A 22,353-nucleotide genomic window follows, 5' to 3' on the forward strand; every position below is an offset into this window, starting at 1 on the left:
CGGAGACAGCGGTATGAACCAACGCCCCATCCTGTCCGAGGACTGGTACCGCGTGGCCTTGCTGAAGCCGGCGCTGCGCAGCCACGCGCAGACGCATCGCCATGTCTACCGCGGGCAGGTCTGGTACCTGCTGCGCGACACGGTGTCCAACCGCACCCACCGCTTCCAGCGCTCGGCGCGCCTGCTGCTGGCGGCGATGAACGGCCAGCGCACCGTGCAGCAGTTGTGGGAGCGCGTGAACCGGCAGCTCGGCGACCAGGCGCCCACGCAGGGCGAGGTGGTGCAGCTGCTGGGCCAGCTGCATGCCGCCGACCTGCTGCAATGTGACGTGCCGCCCGATGCGCAGGAGGTGTTCGAGCGCGGCGAGCAGCAGCACCAGGCCCGGCGCCGCCGCGGCTGGAGCAACCCGCTGGCCATCCGGCTGCCGCTGGTCGACCCGGACGCCTGGCTGAACCGGATCACCCCGTTCATCCACCTCGTCTGGAGCCGCTGGGGCGCCATGGCCTGGCTGGCGCTGGTGCTGCCGGCGCTGATGCTGCTGCCGCCCCATTGGGCCGACCTGTCCAACAATTTTTCGGACCGGGTGCTGGCCACCCACAACCTGCTGCTGCTCGGGCTGGTCTTCCCGCTCATCAAGGTGCTGCATGAGCTGGGCCATGCCTTCGCCGTCAAGCGCGGCGGCGGCGAGGTGCACGACATGGGCGTGTTGCTGCTGGTGCTGGTGCCGGTGCCCTACGTCGAGGCCAGTGCGGCGGCCGTGTTCCGCTCCCGCGCCGAGCGGGCGCTGGTGGGGGCGGCGGGCATGCTGGTGGAGCTGGCGCTGGCGGCGCTGGCCTTCTACCTGTGGCTGCTGGTGGAGCCCGGGCTGCTGCGCTCGGTGCTCTTCAACGTGATGCTGGTGGCGGGCGTGTCGACGCTGGTGTTCAACGGCAACCCGCTGCTGCGCTACGACGCGTACTACATCCTCATCGACTGGCTGGGCATGCCCAACCTGGCCCAGCGTGCCACGCGCTGGTGGGGCTGGGCGCTGAAGCGCTACGCCTTCGGCATGCGTGACGCCGAGGCGCCGCAGGCCAGCCGCGGCGAACAGGCCTGGTTCGCCTTCTACGGCCTGGCCTCCAGCCTCTACCGGGTGCTCGTGGCCCTGGCCATCGCCCTGTTCGTGGCGGGCCAGTTCTTCTTCATCGGCGTGCTGCTGGCGCTGTGGTCGCTGATCACGATGCTGGCGCTGCCGCTGGCCAAGTCGGCGGCCTGGCTGTTCAGCCCGACGCTGGCTGGGCGCCGCGTGAGGCCGCTGGCGACGGTCGCGTCGGCGCTGTTGGCGGCTGCGGTGCTGCTGTTCGCGGTGCCGCTGCCGTCGCGCAGCGTGGCCGAGGGCGTCGTCTGGGTGCCCGACGTGGCGCAGGTGCGCGCGCTGCGCGATGGCGAGGTGTTGACGCTGGCCGCGGCGGGCAGCCGGGTCGAGGTGGGCGACGCCTTGCTGCAGTTGCGCGACCCGCGCCTGGAGGCGCAACTGGCCCAGGCCGACGCGCGCGTGCAGGAATTGCAGGGGGCCTGGCAGGCGCACTGGAGCGACCGCGCCGCCGCGCAGCTGGCCCAGCAGCAGTTGCAGCAGGAGCAGGCGACCCAGGCGGTGCTGCGGCAGCGCCTGGACGAGCTGACGATTCGCGCGCGGGCTGCCGGCCGCTTCATGCCGCTGCAGGCGCAGGACTGGCCGGGCCGGTGGGTCAAGGCGGGCGAGTTGTTCGGCCATGTGCTGGACGACGCGCCGGGCGCCGCACCGGCCGTGGCCCGCGTGGTCATCGCGCAGGACACCGTGGACCGGGTGCGGCATGCCACGCAGTCGGTGCAGGTACGACTGGCCCACGACCTGGCCGCTGCCGCGCCCAGCCGCATCGTGCGCGAGGTGCCGCAGGCGGATGCCTATCTGCCCAGCGCCGCGCTGGCCGTGGAGGGCGGCGGCCTGCTGCCCACCGACCCGCGCGACCCGCACGGCAGCCGCACGCTGGAGCGCACCTTCCAGTTCGACCTCGCGCTGCCGCCCGGCGCCCGCTGGGGCGAGCGCGTGCATGTGCGCTTCGTGCATCCGCTGGAGCCGGTGGGCTGGCAATGGCTGCGGGCCACGCGGCGGGTGCTGATGACGCAGCTGCAATGGTGAACGACCACCGCTTGGCACCCGCGGCCGTGCTCGCGCCGGACCGGCCTTTTGCCGAGCGGGCGGAACGCACCGAGCCGTGGGCCGACCGGGCGCTGCGGTGGCTGGCCGACCATGGCCAGGGCTGGCTGGACCGGCGCCTGCCCTGGCGCCAGCGGCGACTGGCGCGCATCGTGCCGCTGGTGCTGGCCCACGAGGCCGAACTGCGTGCGCTGGACGACGCCGCCCTGCGCACCCGCACCGCGGCACTGCGCGCGCAGCTGCGCCGCGACGGCGTGGACGACCTGCAGCGGCTGGCCGCCGCCTTCGCGCTGGTGCGCGAGACCGCCGGCCGCGTGCTGGGCATGCGCCACCACCCCTGCCAGATGATGGCGGGCCTGGGCCTGGTGCAGGGCTGCCTGGTGGAGATGGCCACCGGTGAAGGCAAGACCTTCGCGGCGACGCTGGCGGCCGCCACGCTGGCGCTGGCCGGCCACCCGGTGCATGTGATCACCGTCAACGACTACCTGGCCGGCCGTGACGCCGCCGACATGGCGCCGCTATACCGCGCGCTGGGCCTGACCGTGGCGGCCATCGACCACGCGATGGACCGTCCCGCGCGTCGGGCTGCGTATGGCCGCGACATCACCTACTGCAGCAACAAGGAACTGGCCTTCGACTACCTGCGCGACCGCACGGCGCCGCAGGGCCGGCGCAGCGCGCTCCATCAGGCCTGGGGCCGGCTGCGCGATGGCGCCGAGGCCGGTGACGCCGACGCGCCGCTGGTGTTGCGCGGCCTGGCCTTCGCCATCGTCGACGAGGCGGACAGCGTCTTCATCGACGAGGCGCGCACGCCGCTGATCCTGTCGGCCAGCCGCGAGCAGGCCGACGACGCCGGGCCCTGCCTGGAGATGCTCGCGCTGGCCCGGCGCCTGGTGCCCGGCGTCGACTGCGAACCCGACCTGCTGGCCCGCACGGTGCGGCTCACCGACGCCGGCCGCGCGCAGCTCGAAAGCCATGCGCGTGGGCTGGGCGGGTGGTGGACGTCGGTGCGTGGCCGCGAGGAGAAGCTGCTGCAGGCGCTGTCGGCGCTGCTGCTGTTCCAGCGCGACCGGCACTACCTGGTGGCCGACGATGCCATCGTCATCGTCGACGAATCCACCGGGCGCGCGATGCCGGACCGGGCCTGGCAGCGGGGCCTGCAGCAGTTCATCGAGGCCAAGGAGGGCGTGCCGCTGACGCCGCCGCGCGAGACCCTGGCGCGCATCACCTACCAGCGGCTGATGCGGCGCTACCTGCGCCTGTCCGGCATGACCGGCACGGCCACCGAGGTGGCCGGCGAGATCCGCCGCGTCTACGGCCTGCCGGTGGCGCGGGTGCCGCTGCACCGCCCGTCCCGGCTGGTGCGGCTGCCCACCGCCGGCCTGCCCGACCAGACCGCCAAGTGGCAGGCCGTGCTGGACATCGTGCGGCGCGTGGCGCTGGGCGAGGGCCGCCCGGTGCTGATCGGCACGCGCTCCGTCCAGGCCTCGGAAACGCTGAGCGGGCTGCTGCACGAGGCCGGCATCGAGCATGCCTTGCTGAATGCACGGCAGGACCAGGACGAAGCCGCGCTGATCGCCCGCGCCGGCGAGGCCGGGCGCGTGACCGTGGCCACCAACATGGCCGGGCGCGGCACCGACATCCGCCTGGGCGCCGGCGTGGCCGAGCGCGGCGGCCTGCATGTCGTGCTGACCGAGTTCCACGGCTCGGCCCGCGTCGACCGCCAGCTCATCGGCCGCTGTGCCCGCCAGCATGATCCGGGCAGCGCCCAGGCCGTGGTGGCCGTGGACGACGAGCTGTTCACGAGCTGCATGCCGCGCCTGGCGGCCCGGCTGGCGCGGCGCGCCGTCGTGCCATCCTGGCAGATCGAGGCGCTGCGGCGTCTTGCACAACAACAGGCCGAGTCACGCGACGCGCAGCTGCGCTTGCGGACCATGGCCCAGGACCGCCAGCTGCAGCGCCTGCTGGCTTTTTCGGGAGTGGGTGAATGAAGCGATATTGGGCGGCAGGGCTGCAGGCCCTGGGCATGGCGTCCGCGCAGGCGGCCGGCGCACCTGCGCCCACATCGCCCTACGAGTGCGTCATCGACGTCGACCAGACCGTGGAGCTGCGCGGCCCGAGCGAAGCCCGCATCCAGAGCGTGCTGGTGCGCCGCGGCGACAAGGTGCAGGCCGGGCAGACGCTGGTGCTGCTGGAGACCGCGGTGGAGCAGTCGGCCGTGGAGGCCGCCGCCTACCGCGCGCAGATGCAGGGCCGCATCGACACCGCCCGCGCCCGTGTCGAGTTCGCCGACAAGAAGCTGGCGCGCGTCCAGGGTCTGCATCGGCAGGAGTACGCCACCAGCCAGCAGCGCGACGAGGCCGAGGCCGAGCAGCGCCTGGCGCACTCGGAGCTGCGCGAGGCCACCGAGGGGCAGGAACTGGCGCGCCGCGAAGCCCAGCAGGCGCGCGATGCGCTGGCGCGGCGCAGCCTGCGCAGCCCGTTCAACGGCGTCGTCGTGGAGCGGCGCGGGCACCCGGGCGAACTGGCCGACGGCGGCGCCGCCCGTCAGCCCATCCTCAAGCTCGCCCGCGTCGACCCGCTGCGCGTCGAGGCGGTGCTGCCGCTGGCGCTGTGGGGGCAGGTGAAGGTGGGCGGCAACGCCACCGTGCTGCCCGAAGTCCTCGGTGGCCGACACCCCGCCAAGGTGACGCAGGTGGACAGCGTCATCGATGCCGCCAGCGGCACCTTCTCGGTCCAGCTGCAGCTGCTCAATCCGCAGGGCCGGGTGCCCGCCGGCATCCGCTGCAAGCTGGAGCTGGACCGGGCCGGCAACGGCGCCGTGCGGCCATGAGGGCGCACCTCGCCGCGTGCCGCGGGGTGCTGCTGGTCGCGGCCCTGTGGCCGCGCATCGGCCACGCGGAGGAACCGTACAACGACGAGCCGCGCCCGCCGCCGTCCTGGGTCTTCGGCCAGTCCACGCCGACGGGCAGTGCCGCCTGTGACGGGACCAGCACCACGGCCAGCGGCGAGCCGCTGACGCTGGCGCGTGCGATCTCGGTGGCGCTGTGCAACAACCCGCGCACCCGCATCGCGTGGGCAGGCGTTGCGGCGCAGGGGGCGCTGCTCGGCCAGGCGCGGGGCGGCTATCTGCCCCACGTGGCCGTGGCGGCCTCGCGCAGCGAGGACCGCCAGGCCACCTCCGGCCGGGACCCGACGACGGTTGCCGCCACCGGCGCCAACCTCACGCTGAACTGGCTGCTGTACGACTTCGGCGTGCGCCGCGCGGCCCTGACGCAGGCGGAGCGCGGGCTGGAGGCGGCCGTGGCCAGCCGCGACGCCGGCTACCAGGACACCGTGGCCGAGGTCGGCCAGGCCTGGTACGAGGCGCAATCCGCGGCGGGCGCCGTGGCCGCCGCCCAGGTGGCCGAGGCCACGGCGGGCGACGTGCTGAAGGCGGTCGAAGCCCGCCAGGCGGCGGGCATGGCGCTGGCGCTGGATGCGCTGCGTGCGCGCAACGTGCGCGCCGAGCGCTGGCCCAGCCTGAACCTGAGCTACGGCAACTACCGCAACGGCCGGCCCAACACCGCGCTCAGCAGCGGCCGCAGCCACGAGCAACTGGTGGCGCTGACGGTCAGCATCCCGCTGTTCGACGGCTTCAACCGCGTGTACCGCGAGCAGGAGCAGCAGGCAGCGCTGGACGCCCGCCAGGCCGAGGCCGCGGCCACCGAATCGCGCATCGCCCACGAAGTCTGGCGCGGCTACCACGGCGTGGTGGCCGAGACCGCCGCCGTCACCGCCAGCGAAGCGCTGGTGCAGGGCACGCAGGCCGCGCTGGACGCCACGCAGGCCCGCTACGTGGCCGGTGCGGCGGACGTTGCCGAGCTGCTGTCCGCCCAGCGCGACCGCGCCAGCGCCGGCCAGGAGCGGGTGGCGGCGCTGGCCGCCTGGCGCCAGGCCCGGCTGCGGCTGCTGGCCAACCTGGGCGCCTCCGGCTTCTGGGCGCCGGCGGCGCGGCCGGTGAACTGAAGCGCTCGGCCGGCGTCAGGCGCCCGGCTTCGCGCCGCCCTTGACGGTGAGCACCAGGCCTTGCTGGCCGGGCCGCGCGGGCAGCGTGTCGCTGAACCAGTCGCCCGGCTGGGCCGGCGCCTGGCCCGAGGGGCTGATGCGGACCTGCACCGTGACGGCGCTGAAGCGCGACAGCGGCCGGTCGGGCGACATCGCGTGACGGTCGTCGATGACGACGTCGGCGGGCAAGTCGCCGGCACGCAGGCGCACGACGGCGGCCGGCATGCGCTCGCCCGCGGGGCGCACGACGACGAACACTGTGGCCTGCGGCGGGATGCGGTCGGCCAGCGCGGCATCGATGCTGACGCGGGCGCTGAGTGACGCCGCGGCGCCCGGCGCCGACAGCCGCTGCAGGTCCGACTCCACGCGCAGGGCCATGTCCGAGCCCGGCGGCAGCAGCGCCAGCAGGCGCTGCCAGTGCCGGCGTGCGGTGTCGATGTCGCCACCGCGCAGCGCGGCCGCGCCGGCCAGCGCCAGTGCCTTGGGCTGGTTGGCGTCCAGTGCCAGCGCCGCCGCGATGGCGGCCTGCGCCGGCCCACCGAGGTCGCCTTCGTGCGCCGAGCCCAGCGCGTCGGCGAGGTCGGCCTGCAGCCGCGCGACGATGTCGGCCGGCGCCTGCTGGCGCGTCGCCGCAGCGATGGCCTGACGGTACGACTGGGCGGCATCGCCGAAGCGCTCCATCGTCTCCTGCGAGCGGGCCAGCACCAGCCAGCCTTCCAGGTCGTCGGGGTTTGCGCGCAGGCGCTCGGTCAGGCGGGCGACGGCGGTCTCGACCTGGTTGCCGCTGCCTTCGTGCGTGGCCGCGGAGGCCATTGCCAGCTCCGCCACGGCGCGCGGGTCGCCGGCGTGCAGGTAGAGCGCCAGCGCGGCCACGGGCAGCGCCACGCTGAGCAGCGCGGCGGGCAGGCGGGTCTGCCAGGGGCTGTCGCGCAGCGCGGGCGCCGGGCTGGCAGCCTCCAGCTCCTGCAGGAAGCCCAGCTGCAGTTCGTCCAGCGCCTGCTGGTGCTCGGTGGGGCTCAGGGCCTCCAGCGCCAGTTCCTCGCGCTTGCGTCGGTACAGCTCGCGCAGGCGATCCCGGGCGTCGGCCGGCGCGTCACGCGGCTCGCGCAGCAGCGGCCACAGCAGGCCGCCCAGGGCCAGCAGCAGCAGCGTGATGGCGACCGTCCACAGCGGCCAGAGGGTGGACGTCATGGCGTACCTCCGTCGTCCAGCAGCCGGCGCGCGCGTTCGCGTTGCGCGTCGTCGAGGGGCTGGGGCGGGGCGGCTCGCCGGCGCCGCTGCAGCGTGGCGGCCAGCGCGGCCAGGCCGGCGAGGCCCAGTCCGAACGGGGCGCCCCACAGCAGCCACGTCGATGGCCGCAGCGGCGGCGCGTAGCGCACGAAGCTGCCGTAGCGCTGCTCGAAGAAGGCCAGTACCTCGTCGTCGCTGCGGCCGGCCTGTAGCTGCGTGCGGATCTCGCGGCGCATGTCGGCGGCCAGCGGCGCGCTGGACTCGGCGATGGTCTGGTTCTGGCAGACGACGCAGCGCAGCTGCGCCGCCAGCGCCGCCTCGCGGGCGTCGACATCGGCCATCGCGCTGCAGGCCAATGCCAGCAGGCAGGCGCTCATGACGAGGCGCTTCATTTCAGGGACCTCACGATGGGCATCAGCGTGTCGCGCCAGACCTCGGCCGTAACGGGGCCGACATGGCGGAAGCGCACGCGGCCGGCGGCGTCTATGACGAAGGTCTCCGGCACGCCGTGCACGCCGAAGTCCATGCCGACGCGGCCGTCGGCGTCGACGGCCGACCCGAGGTAAGGGTCGCCGACCTGCGCCAGCAGCGCGCGCGCCGGGCCCTCGCGGTCCTTGTAGTTGAGGCCGAACAGCGGCACGCCGTCGCGCGCGGACAGCACCTTCAGCGCCGGCATCTCGGTGCGGCAGGGCTCGCACCACGAGGCCCAGACGTTCAGCAGCCAGACCTGGCCGCGCAGCTGGGCGATGTCCAGCCGGCGCGTGGCGTCGTGCAGCAGCGGGCGGTCGATGGCGGGCGCGGCGTGGTCGATCAGCGCCGACGGCAGCGCGCGCGGGTCGCGCCGCAGGCCCAGACCCAGCGCGACGGCCAGCGCGAGGAAGACCAGCAACGGCAGCAGGTAGCGCATCAGGCGGGCTCCCCGTGGCTCACTGGCAGAGCGGCAGCTTCGCGGCGGCGGGCGGTGCGATAGCGTTTGTCTGCGAGGGCCAGCAGGCCGCCGAGCGCCATCAGCGCGCAGCCGATCCAGATCCACGCCAGGAAGGGCTTGACCTGGATGCGCACGGTCCAGGTGCCGTCGGCCAGCGGTTCGCCCAGGCCCACGAGCAGGTCCTGCTGCAGGCCGGTGGCGATGGCCGACTGGCTCATCGGCATGGCCTGCGTGCGGTAGACGCGCTTCTCGGGGTGCAGCGTCGGCAGCGCCTGCCCGTCGCGGCTGACGCTGACGGCCACGCGCTGCGCGTCGTAGTTAGGGCCCTTGACCGTCTCGGTGGCGCCGAGGCGGAACTCGAAGCCGCCGACGTTGACCGGCGTGCCCGGCGCCAGGCTCAACTCGCGCTTGCTCTCGAAGCCGCCCGACAGCGTGACGCCGAACACGAACACGCCGACGCCGGCATGCGCCAGCAGCATGCCCCACCAGGCGCGCGGCTGTTTGGCCCAGCGGCCGCGCCAGTCGCCCCGCAGCCGCTGCCACGCATGCGCCAGCGCGCTGCACAGGCACCAGGCCGCCAGCAGCAGGCCGAAGGCGGACAGCGGCGTCCACGCCGTGCCGGGCTCGCGCGGCAGCAGCCAGCCCAGCAGCCAGGCGCAGATGCCGCTGGCGGCCAGCGCCCAGCGCAGCTGCACGCGCAGTTCGGGCAAGGTGCTGCGCTTCCAGCGTGCCATCGGGCCCACGCCCATCAGCACCAGCGCCGGCACGATGAGCGGTACGAACACGGCCTGGAAGTAGGGCGGGCCGACGGAGATCTTGTCGCCGCCCAGCACGTCCAGCAGCAGCGGGTACAGCGTGCCGATGAGCACGGCCAGCGCGGCGGTGGCGAACAGCACGTTGTTGACCAGCAGCAGCGTCTCGCGCGACAGCACCGCGAAGCGGCCGCCCTGCGCGATGGTGGGCGCGCGCCAGGCAAACAGCAGCAGCGACGTGCCGACGACGGCCACCATGAAGCACAGGATGTAGAGGCCGCGGCCGGGGTCCACCGCGAACGCGTGCACCGACGTCAGCACGCCCGAGCGGACGAGGAAGGTGCCCAGCAGGCTCAGCGAGAACGCCACGATGGCGAGCATCACGGTCCAGCCGCGGAACGCGCCGCGCTGGTCGCTGACGATGAGCGAATGGATGAGCGCCGTGCCCACCAGCCAGGGCATGAAGGACGCGTTCTCGACCGGGTCCCAGAACCACCAGCCGCCCCAGCCGAGCACGTAGTAGGCCCAGGCGCTGCCGAGCAGGATGCCCAGCGTCAGGAAGGTCCAGGCCGCCAGCGTCCACGGCCGCGACCAGCGCGCCCACGCGGCGTTCAGCTCGCCCGACAGCAGCGCTGCGATGCCGAACGCGAACGCGACCGAGAAGCCCACGTAGCCCATGTAGAGCAGCGGCGGGTGCAGCACCATGCCCGGGTCCTGCAGCAGCGGGTTCAGGTCGCGGCCTTCGGCCGGGGCGGGCACGAGGCGGTCGAACGGGTTGGACAGCAGCAGCAGGAACAGCAGCAGCCCGACGCTGACGAGGCCCATGACGCCCAGCACGCGCGCGGCGAAGGCCGGCGGCAGCGCGCGGCTGCGCAGCGCGACGGCCAGCGTCCACGCCGACAGCAGCGCCTGCCACAGCAGCATGGAGCCCTCGTGGCTGCCCCACACGGCGGTGAAGCGGTAGATGGCCGGCAGTTCGGAGTGCGAGTTGGACGCGACGTAGCGCACCGAGAAGTCGCCGGCGAGGAAGGCCTGCGCCAGGCAGCCGAACGCGAGCCAGACGAACAGCGCCTGCAGCGCCGCGGCCGGGCGGGCGACGCGCATCCAGCTCGCCACGCCCCAGTGCGCGCCGGCCAGCGGCAGCACGGCCTGCGTGCCCGCCACCAGCAGCGCCAGCACGAGGGCGAAGACGCCGATCTCCGGGATCACTTCGCGACCGCCTTGTCGTGGGCCTGCTTCAGCGCGGCGGCGGCCGGCGGCGGCATGTAGTTCTCGTCGTGCTTGGCCAGCACCTCGGTGGCGGTGAAGACGGCGTCGGTCAGCCGGCCGGAGACGACGACGCCCTTGCCCTCGCGGAACAGGTCAGGCAGCAGGCCGCGGTAGTGCACGGTGATGCTGTGCGCGCCGTCGGTGACGACGAAGCGCAGGTCCAGCCCGTCGGCGGCACGCTGCAGCGAGCCCGCCTCGACAAGGCCGCCCAGCCGGAACGCGGCCTGGCGCGGCGCCTCGCCGGCGTTGACCTGTGTGGGGCTATAGAAGAAGGTCACGTTGCTGTTCAGCGCCCTCAGGACGAGGGCGGTGGCGATGGACACGGCCGCGAGGCCCAGCGCGACGAACAGCAGGCGGCGTTGGCGGGGCGTCATGGCGCGTCGCCTCGCTGCAGGTCGCGCGCGCGGCGGCAGCGCTGCCACAGCAGCAGCAGTTCGGCGGCGAGCAGCAGGCCCGACACGCTGAAGGCCAGCGCCAGGTAGAAGCCGTGGTCGGCAGCGTTCATTCGTCAGCCTCCAGCGCGGCGCGTTCGGTGATGAGGCAGCGCACGCGGGCCAGCGCGGCGGCGATGCTGTAGGCCCAGCAGGCGCCGGCCATCAGCAGCATGCCGATCAGCATCGTGTGGGTCATCGTCGGGGCCGCATCGAAGCGGATGGTGGAGCCCTGGTGCAACGTGCTCCACCATTGCACCGAGAAGTAGATGATGGGCACGTTGACGACGCCCGCCAGCAGCAGGATGGCGCCGGCGTTGTCGGCACGGCGCGGGTCTTCGATGCTGGACACCAGCGCGAGGTAGGCGAGGTACAGGAACAGCAGGATCAGCTCGGACGTCAGCCGCGCATCCCACACCCACCAGGTGCCCCAGGTCGGCTTGCCCCAGGCCGCACCGGTCCACAGCGCGATGGCGGTGAACACCGCGCCGGTGGGCGCCAGCGCGCGCGACAGCAGCGGCGACAGCCGCGTGCCGAACACCAGCCCCAGGCCCGCGTGCGTGGCGGCGATCAGGTAGAGGAACATCGACATCCACGCGGCCGGCACGTGCAGGAAGATGATGCGGTAGACCTCGCCCTGCTGGTGGTCCGTCGGCGCGACGGCGAAGCCCACCCACAGGCCGGCCGCGGCCAGCACCGCGGCGAGGCCGGCAAACCACGGGATGAGGCGGCCGGCGAGCGCGTGGAACAGCGGCGGCGAGGCGAAGCGCCGCCAGCGGGCCGGTGTGGCGTGGGGCAGGGCGTGGGTCGGGTTCATGGTGTCATTCCAGCGCCAGCCGCAGGGCGGCCGCGCTGGCCCAGGGGCAGAGGAAGGCGGCCAGCGACAGGCAGGCGCCCAGCAGGCTGAGGTGCGGCGCCGCGGGCAGGCCTTGCTGGCTGGCCGACACGGCGGCGCAGCCGAACACCAGCGGTGGCACGCTCATGGGCAGCACGATGAGTGCCAGCAGCACATGGCCGCGCAGCCCCAGCGTCAGCGCGGCGCCCAGTGCGCCGATCAGCACCAGCGTGGGCGTGCCCAGCAGCAGCGACAGCACCAGCAGGCCGGCCGCGTCGCCGTGCATGCCGTACTGCAGCGCCAGCAGCGGCGCCACGACGATGAGCGGCAGGCAGGCGATGCACCAGTGCGCCGCCGTCTTCAGCGCCACCAGGCCCATCAGCGAGCGCGGCGCGAGCAGCCATTGCTCCAGGCTGCCGTCGGCCAGGTCGGGCTCGAACAGGCGGTGCAGCGAGATCAGCACGGCCAGCAGCGCCGCGACCCAGACGACGCCGGGGCCGATGGCGCGCAGCAGTGCGGCGTCCGGCCCGATGGCCAGCGGGAACAGCCCGCCGACGAGCACGAAGAACAGCAGGCCGCCGAGCGCATCGGCCGGGCGCTGCAGCGCGATGCGCAGCTCGCGCAGGAAGACGGTGCTCAGCATGCGGCGGGCTGGCTCAGCACCAGCGGCCGGCACTGGCCGGCGGGCAGGCGCAGCGGCTGGTGCGTCGCGATGACGGCGAGGCCGCCGCCGCTCAGATGCTCGGCCAGGCGCGCGTCGAACAGGCGCTCGCCGGCCTCGTCCAGCCCGGCGCAGGGTTCGTCCAGCAGCCACAGGCGCTGGCGTGCCAGGCTCATGCGTGCCAGCGCGGCGCGGCGCTGCTGGCCTTGCGACAGGCGCCGCACCGGTCGGGTGGCGACAGCCTCCAGCCCCCAGGCCCGCAAGGCCTGGCCAGGTGCCGTGGCCTCGCTGCCGGCAAGCTGCTGCGCAAAGCGCAGGTTGTCCAGCGCGCTGAGTTCGGGGCTGAGGCCGTTCAGGTGGCCCAGGTAGGCCACGCCGGCCTGGCCCGCCTTCACCGGCTGGCCGCCCCACCGGGCAGCGCCGGCGGCAGCCGGCACGAGGCCGGCCAGCAGGCGCAGCAGGCTGCTCTTGCCGCTGCCGTTGGCGCCGCGGAGTTCCAGTGCCTGCCCCGGGGCCAGCTCGAAGCTCAGGCCCTTGAAGACGCTGCGGCCGCCGCGGCGGCAGGCCAGCGTGTCGGCGTTCAGCAGCGGCAGGCCTTCCTCATGGCTTGGCATCACCGACCCGGGCGGCCTCGTCGCTTTTCGGGACCTTCTGGCCCGGCGTGTCCATCGGGCCTTCGCCCGGCGGGATGTGCGGCAGCCGGTGCGCGATGCCCTTGTGGCAGTCGATGCAGGTCTTTTCCTTGTTGGCCAGGTAGGTGGAGTGCATGTTCTGCGCACGCTGGCTCTGGCGCGTGAAGTCCATCGAGTCGTAGTTGTGGCAGTTGCGGCACTCCAGCGAATCGTTGGCCTTCAGCCGCGCCCATTCGTGGCGGGCCAGCTCCAGCCGCTTCTCCTGGAACTTCTCGCGCGTGTCGATGGTGCCGAAGATCTTGCCCCAGACCTCCTTGGAGGCCTGCATCTTGCGGGCGATCTTGTCGGTCCAGTCGTGCGGCACGTGGCAGTTGGAGCAGACCGCGCGCACGCCCGAGCGGTTGGTGTAGTGGATGGTGCTCTTGAGCTCGGCGAACACGTTGTCGCGCATCTCGTGGCAGCCGGTGCAGAACTTCTCGGTGTTGGTGAGCTCCATCGCCGTGTTGAAGGCGCCCCAGAACATCACGCCGCCGATGAAGCCGCCGATGGTCAGGAAGCCCAGGCTGAAATGGACGCTGGGGCGCCGGATGACGACCCAGTAGCGCTTCAGGAGATTCAACATGGCTGGTGGCTCCGGGTCCTGCTCACTTCTTGCTGCTCTTCTCGTTGGCCTTCTGGGCCTGCATGGCGCGCTGGATCACCGTGTCGACGTCCTGGAAGTTGTTCTGCACGATGGGCCGCACGCCGTCTTGCGGCACATGGCACTGCATGCAGAAGTATCGGCGCGTGGACACCTGCGCCAGCGTGCGGCCGCTGCGGTCCATGTAGTGCGTGACGCTGACGGGCACGGCCTGCGTCATCTCGGTCTTGGCGCGGGCGTGGCAGTCCAGGCATTTGTTGAAGTTCTTGTCGATCTGGTAGCCGTCCACGCGGTGCGGGATGGTGGGCGGCTGCATCGCGTAGTTGCGCGTGCGGCGCACGTCGTCGTTGACGGCGTTGCCCAGCACCGGCGGCTTGGTGGACTCGGTGATCGGCGTCGGGCCGCGGGCGGCGTCGACGAAGGACCGGGCGGGCTGCTGCTGCGCGACGGCGAGGCCGGTGCACAGGCTCAGCAGCAGGGCGAGGTGTCTAAGCATCTTCATGGCGGGACTCCTCAGACCTTGGTGATCTTGACCGCGCACTTCTTGAAGTCGGTCTGCAGCGAGATCGGGTCGGTGGCGTCCAGCGTGACCTTGTTGATCAGCTGGCTGGCGTCAAACCACGGCACGAAGACGAGGCCGCGCGGCGGCTTGTTGCGGCCGCGGGTCTCGACGCGGGTGCGCATCTTGCCGCGCCGCGAGGCGACTTCCACCTCGCTGCCGCGCCGCACGCCCAGCGCCTTGGCGTCGTCGGGGTGCATGTAGCACAGTGCATTGGGCACGGCGCGGTGCAGCTCGGGCACGCGGCGCGTCATGGAGCCCGAATGCCAGTGCTCCAGCACGCGGCCGGTGGACAGCCAGAACGGGAATTCCTTGTCCGGGGCCTCGGGCGGCGGCTCGTAGGGCAGCGCGAAGATGACGGCCTTGCCGTCGGTGTGGCCGTAGAACTGGTAGCCGGTGCCGGCCTTCACGTAGGGGTCGCTGCCCTCGCGGTAGCGCCACAGCGTTTCCTTGCCGTTCACGACCGGCCAGCGCAGGCCGCGGGCCTTGTGGTAGTCGTCGAACGGGGCCAGGTCATGCCCGTGGCCGCGGCCGAAGGTGGCGTACTCCTCGAACAAGCCCTTCTGCACGTAGAAGCCGAAGGCCTTGGACTCGGCGTTCTCGTAGGCCTTGTCGGCGTCCGACAGCGGGAACTTGTCGACGTTGCCGTTGCGGTACAGCACGTCGAACAGCGTCTTGCCGCGCACCGACGGCTGCTTGGCGATCAGCTCCTCGGGCCAGACCTCCTCGATCTTGAAGCGCTTGGAGAACTCCATCAGCTGCCAGAGGTCGGAGCGCGCGTCGCCCGGCGCGTTGACGAGCTGGTGCCAGAAGTGCGTGCGCCGCTCGGCGTTGCCGTAGGCGCCTTCCTTCTCCACCCACATCGCGGTGGGCAGGATGAGGTCGGCGGCGACGGCCGTGACGGTGGGGTAGGCGTCCGACACGACGATGAAGTTGTCCGGGTTGCGGTAGCCCGGATAGGCCTCGTTCATCAGGTTGGCGCCGGCCTGCATGTTGTTGTTGACCATCACCCAGTAGGCATTGAGCTTGCCGTCCTTGAGCATGCGGTTCTGCAGCACGGCGTGGAAGCCCGGCTTGTCGGGGATGGTGCCGTGCGGGATCTTCCAGATCTCCTCGGCGTGCTCGCGGTGCTTGGGGTTGGTCACCACCATGTCGGCCGGCAGGCGGTGCGAGAAGGTGCCCACCTCGCGCGCGGTGCCGCAGGCCGACGGCTGGCCTGTCAGCGAGAACGGGCTGTTGCCCGGCGACGCGATCTTGCCGGTCAGCAGGTGGATGTTGTAGATGAGGTTGTTGGCCCAGGTGCCGCGCGTGTGCTGGTTGAAGCCCATGGTCCAGAAGGACATGACCTTGGTCTTGGGGTCGGCGTACAGCTCGGCCAGCGCCAGCAGGCGGTTCTTGGGCACGCCGGTCAGCTTGGCGGTGTATTCCAGGTCGTAGGTGGACACGAACTTGGCGTATTCGTCGAAGCTGATGGGCTTGGCGCCCGTCGGATCTGCCGCGTTCTTGGCCGCCTTCTGCAGCGGGTGCTCGGGGCGCAGGCCGTAGCCGATGTCGGCGTTGCCGAGCTTGAAGTTGGTGTGCTTGTTGACGAAGTCTTTGTTGACCCGGCCCGTCGAGATGATGTGGTGGGCGATGTAGTTCAGGATCGCCAGGTCGGTCTGCGGCGTGAAGGTCAGCTCGATGTCGGCCAGCTCGTAGGAGCGGTGCTCGAAGGTTGACAGCACGGCCACCTTGACGTCGGGACCGGACAGGCGCCGGTCGGTCACCCGCGTCCAAAGGATGGGGTGCATCTCCGCCATGTTGGAGCCCCACAGCACGAACACGGTGGCCGCCTCGATGTCGTCGTAGCAGCCCATCGGCTCGTCCATGCCGAAGGTGCGCATGAAGCCGGTGACGGCCGAGGCCATGCAGTGGCGCGCGTTCGGGTCGAGGTTGTTGGTGCGGAAGCCCGCCTTCATCAGCTTGGACGCGGCATAGCCTTCCCACACCGTCCACTGGCCCGAGCCGAACATGCCGACGGACGTGGGGCCCTTGGCCTTCAGCGCGGCCTTGAACTTCTCGGCCATCACGTCGAAGGCCTTGTCCCAGGACACGGGCTGGAACTCGCCGTCCTTGGCGTACTGGCCGTTCTTCATGCGCAGCAGCGGCGTCGTCAGCCGGTCGTCGCCGTACATGATCTTGGACAGGAAGTAGCCCTTGACGCAGTTCAGACCGCGGTTCACCTCGGCCTCGGGGTCGCCCTGGGTGGCGACAACGCGGTTGTCCTTGACGGCGACGCTGACGCCGCAGCCGGTGCCGCAGAAGCGGCAGGGCGCCTTGGACCAGGTCAGCTGCGACGCGTCCGCGTAGGCGTTGCCGGTCTGCGCGACCGCGATGGGAATGCCGGCGACGGAGCCGGCCGCTGCGGCGGCCGATTGCCGGACAAAGTCACGCCGTGTGGTCGACATGAGGGATCTCCGTGTTCAATGAGTCTAGCGACTCGACGTGCTGGTAGACCATGGCCACGCCGATGACGCCGGGGGCTTGCTGGATCAGGCCGACCTGATCCAGGATGGCGCCGCTCGTGGGCGCCTCGAGCGTGACGACGAACTTGCCGCTGGCGTCGGTGCCGTGGATGCGGGCGTCGGCCAGCTGGGTGATGGCCGCGGTGACGTCAGCGCTGCGGTCGGGCAGCGCGTGGACGACGAGGCTGGTGATGTGGAGCTCGTCGTGCATCAGCTGCCCGGCGGCCCGGCGAACATCTGGTAGATCCAGATGGTGAAGCCGTAGCCGGCGACCGTCATGACGGCGAGCACCGGCGCCATCACGATGGAGAGGAAGAGGAAACTCCTGAGCTCCTCGGTCCGGGTGGAGGGCGGACCGTCAGGAAGTCGGCCACCGGCGGGATCTAACATCGCAACTCCTGACCATCAATGAATTGATTCTCGGGGCTTCGCGTGACGCCGGCGCTGGTTATATCGACCTGGGTTGATGTGTGTCAAACGAGGCGGCGCCGGTGGCTTTTCCGCGCGTCCCGCGACCCTGCGGGGCGGAGGAGCGCCCGGGTAGACCCCAGGGCTGGCTAGATTTGATATCGCTACCATTTGCTCGATACATCTATCAGGCAAATGGAGTCCCTGTGATTTCTCTGTTCAAGTGTGTGGTGGGGGCGTCGTGCATCGCCATGGCGACGCTGGGGGTGCCGGGTGGTGCCGCCGCCGCGCCGGCGGCGATGCCGGCCACGTTCGACAACCCGGTGCTCAGCGGGTTCGCGTCGGACCCCAGCGTCTGCCGCTCGGGCGAGGACTTCTATCTCGTCACCAGCACCTTCGAGTACCTGCCGGGGCTGCCGGTCTATCACAGCCGCGACCTGGTGCACTGGCGGCTGATCGGCAATGCGCTGTCGCGCGAGAGCCAGCTGAGCTTCGTGGGCCGCAAGAGCTCGCAGGCCATCTTCGCGCCCACCATCCGCTGCGAGGCGGGGCGGTTCTACATCGTGACGACCGACGTCGGCGGCATCGGCAACTTCTTCATCACGGCCGGCGACCCGGCGGGGCCGTGGTCCGACCCGGTGCGGCTGCCTGAGGCCGTGTTCGGCATGGACCCGTCGTTCTTCTTCGACGATGACGGCACCGTCTACTACACGCGGCACGGTGGCGGCCGCAACGGCGGCGTCTACCAGGCACGCGTGGACCTCAAGGCCGGCAAGCTGCTGGAGGAGCCGCGGCTGGTGTGGAGCGGCATGGGCGGCATCTGGCCCGAGGGGCCGCATCTGTACAAGCGCAACGGCTGGTACTACCTGATGATTGCCGAAGGTGGGACGTCGTATGACCACCGCATCACGATGGCCCGTTCCCGTTCGCCGTGGGGGCCGTTCGAGGCCCACCCGGACAACCCGGTGCTGACGCACCGCCATCTGCCCGACCACCCCTTCCAGGCACTGGGCCATGCCGACCTGGTGACCACGCCGAACGGTGACTGGTGGGCGACGCTGCTGGCCATCCGCCCGCAGGCGGCCGCCGGCGGGCGGCATCACCACATCGGCCGCGAGACGCTGCTGTCGCCGGTGCGCTGGCGCGAGGACGGCTGGCCCGAGTTCGGCCAGCGCGGCGCGCTGGACCAGCCGCAGCCGACGAAGGGCCTGCCGGGCTGGCACCCGTGGCCGCAGCCCGCGGTGCGGGAAACCTTCGCGGCCGACCGCCCGCTGCCGCCGCACTGGACCTTCCTGCGCACGCTGGCGGCGGGCCGGTGGTCGCTGGCGGCCCGGCCGGGGCAGCTGCGCCTCATCGGCGGCCGCACGGGGCTGGACGTGGTGGGCACGCCGGCTTTCGTCGGCCGTCGCCAGGAGCGGCTTAACCAGCGCTTCGCCACGGAGATGGACTTCGCGCCGGCCGCGCCGGGCGACACGGCGGGCGTGGCGCTGCGCATGAACGAGTCTCACCACGCGCTGCTGCGCGTGACCGGCGCGGCCGAGCGGCGCGTGGAGTGCGTGCTGAAGACCGGCGGGGCGCCGGAGGTGCTGGCGTCGGCGGCCGTGCCGGCGGCGGCGCTGCAGCTGCAGGTGCGGGCAGAGCCTCGGCAGTACCTCCTCGCCTGGCGGGCCGCCGGTGCGGCGGGCGACTGGCAGCCGCTGTGCAGCATCCCCACGCACCGGCTGTCCACCGAGACGGCCACGGGCTTCACCGGCGTCTACCTGGGCCTGTTCGCGCAGAGCGCCACGGACAAGCCGGCGACGGCCGACTTCGCCTGGGTCGACTTCGAGGCGCCCGGCCCCTGACCGCCGGCCGCGGCGCGGCGTCGATGCCGCGCCGCCACGAGTCGGGAAAACGATAGGTCGTCTGACAAGGGGCGGGACTAGACTGAAATGGTTGCGTTATCAATAATTTGGTTGATTTACCGCTAAACGGCCTGTCGCGTCACGGCGGGCACCCCACAAAGGCCCGCGCACGAGGCCAACAAGGAGACAAGAGTGAACGGATATCCGATGGAAGCCGGCCGCCGCCGCCTGGGCGTGGCCCGTGATGTTTTCGCAACCACGACGCTGGCCGGCATGATTGCCTGTGCCTACGCGCAAGGGGCGCCTGCGCCGGCGGCCGCCGCGTCGGCGCCGGCCGCCAAGGGCAATACGCTGGAGACGGTGACGGTCACGGGCTTTCGCAGTTCGCTGGCCAACGCGGTGCGTGAGAAGCGCGACGACGTGGGCCTGAGCGAGACGGTGTTCGCCGAGGACATCGGCAAGTTCCCCGACGCCAGCATCGCCGACTCGCTGTCCCGCATTCCCGGCGTGCGCGTCAACCGCGCCAGCATCGACGGCGAGGGCATGAACATCTCCATCCGCGGCATGGGCGCCAACTTCACGCGCGTGCTGCTGAACGGCGCGCCGATGGCGTCGGCGTCGGCCGGTTCCTGGGGCGGCAACATCAGCGCCAACCGCGAGGTGGACATGGACTTCCTGCCGTCGGAGCTGTTCCGCAGCGCGACGGTCTACAAGAGCCAGCGGGCCGGCATCATGGAAGGCGGCATCGCCGGCACGGTGGACATGCGCAGCCTGCGGCCGTTCGACAAGCAGGGCTTCCGCTCGGCGTTCACGCTCAGCGGCAACTACCGCGACCAGGTCGGCAAGTGGAGCGACACCGGCTCGGCCATCGTCAGCAACACCTGGCGCTCCAGCACCTTCGGCGACTTCGGCGCGCTGGTGGGCACCGCCTGGGGGCACACCAAGTACAAGACCACCGGCTTCCAGACGGTGGACATGCGCAACTTCCAGCTCAAGTCCTTCCAGGCCAACGCGGCCGACAACCCCAACAACACCGGCGGCGGCTCGCAGTCCACGCCCGACACGGTGCCCAGCGGCCTGGCGCTGAACGACCTGCCGGCCTTTGCGCGTCCCATCCTCGTGCCGGGCACGCAGATCAACCGCCAGATGCTGCTGGACCTGAACCCCGGCGCCAGCATCAAGCAGATCGACAACGCGCTGATGGGCCGGCTGGGCCGCCACATCAGCTACGAGGGCGAGCGCGAGCGCGCCAGCGGCATCGTCAGCCTGCAGTGGCGCCCCAACGAAAAGTGGGACCTCTACCTCGACATGATGGGGGCCGAGAAGTCCAACAAGATGGTCTACAACGGCATGAACGCCGGCACGCGCGCGAACACGCCCATCCCCATCGGCATGGAGTTCGACCGCCGCGACTGCAACGGCGGCTGCGTGCTGACCAAGGCGACGTTTGCCAACACCTTCTGGTCGCTGGAGTTCCGGCCCATGGAGGAGAAGACCAAGTTCTGGAGCTTCAACCCCGGCTTCGAGCTGCGGCCCAGCGACGACTGGGTCATCGACGGCCACTTCAACAAGACCTACAGCGACTTCTACCGCGACATGCCCACGGTGCTGCTCGCCACGCGCTCGCCCAACTCCGTCATCACCTACGACAACAGCCGCCCCGGCGAGCTGCCGCGCTACAGCAGCAACCTCAACATCAACGACCCCACCAACTTCGGCTGGTACCAGGCCGGCCAGGGCCTGTCGGGCCTGCGCATGGACCTCTACGACCGCCGCAACACGACGGACGGCGCGCGCCTGAACGTGAAGTGGGGTGACGAGGCTCTCAACGTGCGCATGGGCGTGGCGCGGGACGACATCGAGCGCCGCTACCGCGGCTACTCCGTCGCGGACGCGTGGATGAACGTGGCCTGCGGCAACAACGTCAACTACCGCTTCGTCCAGCCCAACCCGCAGCTGCGCAGCCCCGGCTGCGACGGCCGCAGCACGCCGGGTGCCATTGCCGATGCCGCGACCGCCTACCCCGGCTTCGGCACCGGCTCCACGGCCGGCGCGCCGGCGCTGGCCTACCTGGGCTCGGTCGTCACCAACGCCAAGGTGCCCGACTACGCGATGGCGTCCCCGCAAGGCTTCATCACCGTCAACTGGGACAAGTTCGCCAAGGACACCGACTACGCCTACTTCCGCGACAACATCCGCCGCGGCTTCAACAACGGCAGCGGTGGCTACATCCGCGAGGTGGTGGAGGCCGCGTACGGCGAGATCAGCGGCGTGCTGCGGCCCTTCGACCGCACGCTGCGCTACAACGCCGGCATGCGCTTCGCGAGCACGCTGCAGACCATCGGCGAGGTGCGGTCGCAGGCCGATCCGCGCAACGCGACGCTGCAAAACGGCGGGCTCTACGACAACGAGGCCGTGTGGGTCTACGAGACCACCAAGTACACCAACCTGCTGCCGTCGTTCACGCTGGCCTACAACATCATGCCGGACCTGATCGGCCGCGCGTCGGCGTCCAAGTCGCTGACCCGCGCCAACCCGGCCGACCTGCGCCAGACCAGCCTCTCCATCGGCGACCAGGGCGCGCGCCAGGGCAACATCACCAACCCCAACCTCAAGCCGTTCAAGTCCAACAACTTCGACCTGTCGCTGGAGTACTACCTGAACCGCGAGGCCTACGTGGCGCTGAGCGGCTTCGGCAAGGACCTGGTGGGCCGCCCCGGCAACCGGCTGGTCACCTACACGCTGGCACAGCTGGACGCGCTGTACGGCACCGTGGGCCTGACCGACGCGCAGCTGCAGGCCGTCACCGCCAGCGGCGGGCGCGACAAGCACCTGGTCGAGATCACCGAGCCCTACAACATCGACACCAAGCTCAAGGTGCGCGGCCTGGAGCTGACCTGGCAGCAGCCGCTGGACTTCCTGCCGATCAAGGGCTTCGGCTTCACGGCCAACTACACGTACACCAAGCAGACCGACGAGCTGCCCAACGCGCTGCCGGTGGCCGGCGTGCCGCCGCGCACGAACAACCTGACGGTCTACTACGAGCGCAACGGCCTGAGCTTGCGCGTATCGCGCCAGTACCAGTCCGAGCACATCGTCAACGCCAGCGTGGGCCTGTCCACGCCCGGTGCCTACATGTGGACGATTGCCCGCACGCAGATCGACGCGTCCGCCGGCGTGAACCTGAAGCAGGCCTTCGGCTTCCCCTACGACGCCAGCCTGAACGTCAGCGTCTGGAACGCGACCGACGCGGTCAGCCGCACCTATGTGCAGTTCCCCGGCGCGGTGTTCGACGAGTACAAGCCGGGCCCGAGCTACAACGTGTCGATGCGCGTGGCCTTCTGAGGCCGCATGAACGAGCTGGCCGCCGCCTGCAGGGCGCCGGCCTCTGGTGCCCCCTGGGCTTGGGCCGGCTGATCAGCCGGCCTTTTTTGTGG

20 protein-coding genes are annotated in these 22,353 nt (G+C 71.5%); 6 read left to right on the forward strand and 14 right to left on the reverse strand.

The window, feature by feature from the left end; translation table 11 throughout:
- The first annotated feature begins 13 nt into the window (after positions 1 to 13).
- Genes AC1Q7O_RS03785 through AC1Q7O_RS03800 form a run of 4 tightly spaced genes read left to right on the forward strand, consistent with a single transcriptional unit; the run spans position 14 to position 6,184 of the window.
- A complete protein-coding gene (locus tag AC1Q7O_RS03785; RefSeq protein WP_492659134.1) occupies positions 14 to 2,158 on the forward strand; it encodes an efflux RND transporter periplasmic adaptor subunit in 2,145 nt (714 codons plus the stop codon).
- Positions 2,152 to 4,167 (forward strand): preprotein translocase subunit SecA, encoded by a 2,016-nt coding sequence (locus AC1Q7O_RS03790; protein WP_492659135.1) that lies wholly within the window; start codon positions 2,152 to 2,154, stop codon positions 4,165 to 4,167. The genes AC1Q7O_RS03785 and AC1Q7O_RS03790 overlap by 7 nt, the downstream gene beginning before the upstream one ends.
- Positions 4,164 to 5,009 (forward strand): efflux RND transporter periplasmic adaptor subunit, encoded by an 846-nt coding sequence (locus tag AC1Q7O_RS03795; protein WP_492659136.1) that lies wholly within the window; start codon positions 4,164 to 4,166, stop codon positions 5,007 to 5,009. Before AC1Q7O_RS03790 ends, AC1Q7O_RS03795 begins: the two co-directional genes overlap by 4 nt.
- Positions 5,006 to 6,184, forward strand: a complete 1,179-nt coding sequence (locus tag AC1Q7O_RS03800; RefSeq protein ID WP_492659137.1) for a TolC family protein — start codon at positions 5,006 to 5,008, stop codon at positions 6,182 to 6,184. The genes AC1Q7O_RS03795 and AC1Q7O_RS03800 overlap by 4 nt, the downstream gene beginning before the upstream one ends.
- Before the next feature lie 15 nt (positions 6,185 to 6,199).
- Here AC1Q7O_RS03800 and ccmI read toward each other — a convergent pair whose 3' ends face one another.
- The 14 genes from ccmI to napE are packed head-to-tail and all read right to left on the reverse strand — an operon-like array spanning position 6,200 to position 17,054.
- Positions 6,200 to 7,414 (reverse strand): c-type cytochrome biogenesis protein CcmI, encoded by a 1,215-nt coding sequence (ccmI, locus tag AC1Q7O_RS03805; protein WP_492659138.1) that lies wholly within the window; start codon positions 7,412 to 7,414, stop codon positions 6,200 to 6,202.
- Positions 7,411 to 7,845, reverse strand: coding sequence for a cytochrome c-type biogenesis protein (locus tag AC1Q7O_RS03810; RefSeq protein ID WP_492659139.1), 435 nt, complete (start codon positions 7,843 to 7,845; stop codon positions 7,411 to 7,413). The genes ccmI and AC1Q7O_RS03810 overlap by 4 nt, the downstream gene beginning before the upstream one ends.
- On the reverse strand, positions 7,842 to 8,360 hold the full coding sequence (locus AC1Q7O_RS03815) for a DsbE family thiol:disulfide interchange protein (RefSeq protein ID WP_492659140.1): 519 nt from the start codon (positions 8,358 to 8,360) through the stop codon (positions 7,842 to 7,844). Before AC1Q7O_RS03815 ends, AC1Q7O_RS03810 begins: the two co-directional genes overlap by 4 nt.
- A complete protein-coding gene (locus AC1Q7O_RS03820; protein ID WP_492659141.1) occupies positions 8,360 to 10,342 on the reverse strand; it encodes a heme lyase CcmF/NrfE family subunit in 1,983 nt (660 codons plus the stop codon). Before AC1Q7O_RS03820 ends, AC1Q7O_RS03815 begins: the two co-directional genes overlap by 1 nt.
- Positions 10,339 to 10,776, reverse strand: a complete 438-nt coding sequence (gene ccmE / locus AC1Q7O_RS03825) for a cytochrome c maturation protein CcmE (RefSeq protein WP_492659142.1) — start codon at positions 10,774 to 10,776, stop codon at positions 10,339 to 10,341. Before ccmE ends, AC1Q7O_RS03820 begins: the two co-directional genes overlap by 4 nt.
- On the reverse strand, positions 10,773 to 10,907 hold the full coding sequence (locus AC1Q7O_RS03830; RefSeq protein WP_492659143.1) for a hypothetical protein: 135 nt from the start codon (positions 10,905 to 10,907) through the stop codon (positions 10,773 to 10,775). The genes ccmE and AC1Q7O_RS03830 overlap by 4 nt, the downstream gene beginning before the upstream one ends.
- Positions 10,904 to 11,650, reverse strand: a complete 747-nt coding sequence (ccmC, locus tag AC1Q7O_RS03835) for a heme ABC transporter permease CcmC (RefSeq protein WP_492659144.1) — start codon at positions 11,648 to 11,650, stop codon at positions 10,904 to 10,906. Before ccmC ends, AC1Q7O_RS03830 begins: the two co-directional genes overlap by 4 nt.
- Positions 11,651 to 11,654: 4 nt before the next feature.
- On the reverse strand, positions 11,655 to 12,311 hold the full coding sequence (gene ccmB, locus AC1Q7O_RS03840; protein WP_492659145.1) for a heme exporter protein CcmB: 657 nt from the start codon (positions 12,309 to 12,311) through the stop codon (positions 11,655 to 11,657).
- A complete protein-coding gene (ccmA, locus tag AC1Q7O_RS03845; RefSeq protein ID WP_492659146.1) occupies positions 12,305 to 12,943 on the reverse strand; it encodes a cytochrome c biogenesis heme-transporting ATPase CcmA in 639 nt (212 codons plus the stop codon). The genes ccmB and ccmA overlap by 7 nt, the downstream gene beginning before the upstream one ends.
- Positions 12,930 to 13,583 carry a cytochrome c3 family protein gene (locus tag AC1Q7O_RS03850; RefSeq protein ID WP_492659147.1) on the reverse strand — a complete coding sequence of 218 codons (654 nt, stop codon included), beginning with the start codon at positions 13,581 to 13,583 and terminating at the stop codon, positions 12,930 to 12,932. The genes ccmA and AC1Q7O_RS03850 overlap by 14 nt, the downstream gene beginning before the upstream one ends.
- A 22-nt stretch (positions 13,584 to 13,605) precedes the next feature.
- Positions 13,606 to 14,103, reverse strand: a complete 498-nt coding sequence (locus AC1Q7O_RS03855) for a nitrate reductase cytochrome c-type subunit (RefSeq protein WP_492659148.1) — start codon at positions 14,101 to 14,103, stop codon at positions 13,606 to 13,608.
- An 11-nt stretch (positions 14,104 to 14,114) separates the two neighbouring features.
- On the reverse strand, positions 14,115 to 16,607 hold the full coding sequence (gene napA / locus AC1Q7O_RS03860) for a periplasmic nitrate reductase subunit alpha (RefSeq protein WP_492659149.1): 2,493 nt from the start codon (positions 16,605 to 16,607) through the stop codon (positions 14,115 to 14,117).
- On the reverse strand, positions 16,588 to 16,875 hold the full coding sequence (locus AC1Q7O_RS03865) for a chaperone NapD (RefSeq protein ID WP_492659150.1): 288 nt from the start codon (positions 16,873 to 16,875) through the stop codon (positions 16,588 to 16,590). Before AC1Q7O_RS03865 ends, napA begins: the two co-directional genes overlap by 20 nt.
- Positions 16,875 to 17,054: a periplasmic nitrate reductase, NapE protein gene (gene napE / locus AC1Q7O_RS03870; protein ID WP_492659151.1), complete on the reverse strand. Its 180-nt coding sequence runs from the start codon at positions 17,052 to 17,054 to the stop codon at positions 16,875 to 16,877. Before napE ends, AC1Q7O_RS03865 begins: the two co-directional genes overlap by 1 nt.
- Before the next feature lie 224 nt (positions 17,055 to 17,278).
- On the opposite strand from napE, the gene AC1Q7O_RS03875 reads away from it, so the two are divergent.
- The gene (locus tag AC1Q7O_RS03875) at positions 17,279 to 18,916 is read left to right on the forward strand and encodes a glycoside hydrolase family 43 protein (RefSeq protein WP_492659152.1); all 1,638 of its coding nucleotides are present in this window, start codon (positions 17,279 to 17,281) and stop codon (positions 18,914 to 18,916) included.
- A gap of 192 nt (positions 18,917 to 19,108) precedes the next feature.
- Positions 19,109 to 22,261 carry a TonB-dependent receptor gene (locus AC1Q7O_RS03880; RefSeq protein ID WP_492659153.1) on the forward strand — a complete coding sequence of 1,051 codons (3,153 nt, stop codon included), beginning with the start codon at positions 19,109 to 19,111 and terminating at the stop codon, positions 22,259 to 22,261.
- Positions 22,262 to 22,353: the final 92 nt, after the last annotated feature.

The organism is Roseateles sp. GW823-FHT07B05 (assembly GCF_058794515.1).

What these genes read in the sequence shown, in the direction of transcription:
- napE (WP_492659151.1), bottom strand. Translation starts at nt 17,054, where the DNA reads ATGTTAGATCCCGCCGGTGGCCGACTTCCTGACGGTCCGCCCTCCACC.
- AC1Q7O_RS03830 (WP_492659143.1), bottom strand. Translation starts at nt 10,907, where the DNA reads ATGAACGCTGCCGACCACGGCTTCTACCTGGCGCTGGCCTTCAGCGTG.
- ccmE (WP_492659142.1), bottom strand. Translation starts at nt 10,776, where the DNA reads ATGACGCCCCGCCAACGCCGCCTGCTGTTCGTCGCGCTGGGCCTCGCG.
- ccmC (WP_492659144.1), bottom strand. Translation starts at nt 11,650, where the DNA reads ATGAACCCGACCCACGCCCTGCCCCACGCCACACCGGCCCGCTGGCGG.
- AC1Q7O_RS03865 (WP_492659150.1), bottom strand. Translation starts at nt 16,875, where the DNA reads ATGCACGACGAGCTCCACATCACCAGCCTCGTCGTCCACGCGCTGCCC.
- napA (WP_492659149.1), bottom strand. Translation starts at nt 16,607, where the DNA reads ATGTCGACCACACGGCGTGACTTTGTCCGGCAATCGGCCGCCGCAGCG.
- ccmB (WP_492659145.1), bottom strand. Translation starts at nt 12,311, where the DNA reads ATGCTGAGCACCGTCTTCCTGCGCGAGCTGCGCATCGCGCTGCAGCGC.
- AC1Q7O_RS03855 (WP_492659148.1), bottom strand. Translation starts at nt 14,103, where the DNA reads ATGAAGATGCTTAGACACCTCGCCCTGCTGCTGAGCCTGTGCACCGGC.
- AC1Q7O_RS03795 (WP_492659136.1), top strand. Translation starts at nt 4,164, where the DNA reads ATGAAGCGATATTGGGCGGCAGGGCTGCAGGCCCTGGGCATGGCGTCC.
- AC1Q7O_RS03815 (WP_492659140.1), bottom strand. Translation starts at nt 8,360, where the DNA reads ATGCGCTACCTGCTGCCGTTGCTGGTCTTCCTCGCGCTGGCCGTCGCG.
- AC1Q7O_RS03785 (WP_492659134.1), top strand. Translation starts at nt 14, where the DNA reads ATGAACCAACGCCCCATCCTGTCCGAGGACTGGTACCGCGTGGCCTTG.
- AC1Q7O_RS03850 (WP_492659147.1), bottom strand. Translation starts at nt 13,583, where the DNA reads ATGTTGAATCTCCTGAAGCGCTACTGGGTCGTCATCCGGCGCCCCAGC.
- AC1Q7O_RS03800 (WP_492659137.1), top strand. Translation starts at nt 5,006, where the DNA reads ATGAGGGCGCACCTCGCCGCGTGCCGCGGGGTGCTGCTGGTCGCGGCC.
- AC1Q7O_RS03790 (WP_492659135.1), top strand. Translation starts at nt 2,152, where the DNA reads ATGGTGAACGACCACCGCTTGGCACCCGCGGCCGTGCTCGCGCCGGAC.
- ccmI (WP_492659138.1), bottom strand. Translation starts at nt 7,414, where the DNA reads ATGACGTCCACCCTCTGGCCGCTGTGGACGGTCGCCATCACGCTGCTG.
- ccmA (WP_492659146.1), bottom strand. Translation starts at nt 12,943, where the DNA reads ATGCCAAGCCATGAGGAAGGCCTGCCGCTGCTGAACGCCGACACGCTG.
- AC1Q7O_RS03810 (WP_492659139.1), bottom strand. Translation starts at nt 7,845, where the DNA reads ATGAAGCGCCTCGTCATGAGCGCCTGCCTGCTGGCATTGGCCTGCAGC.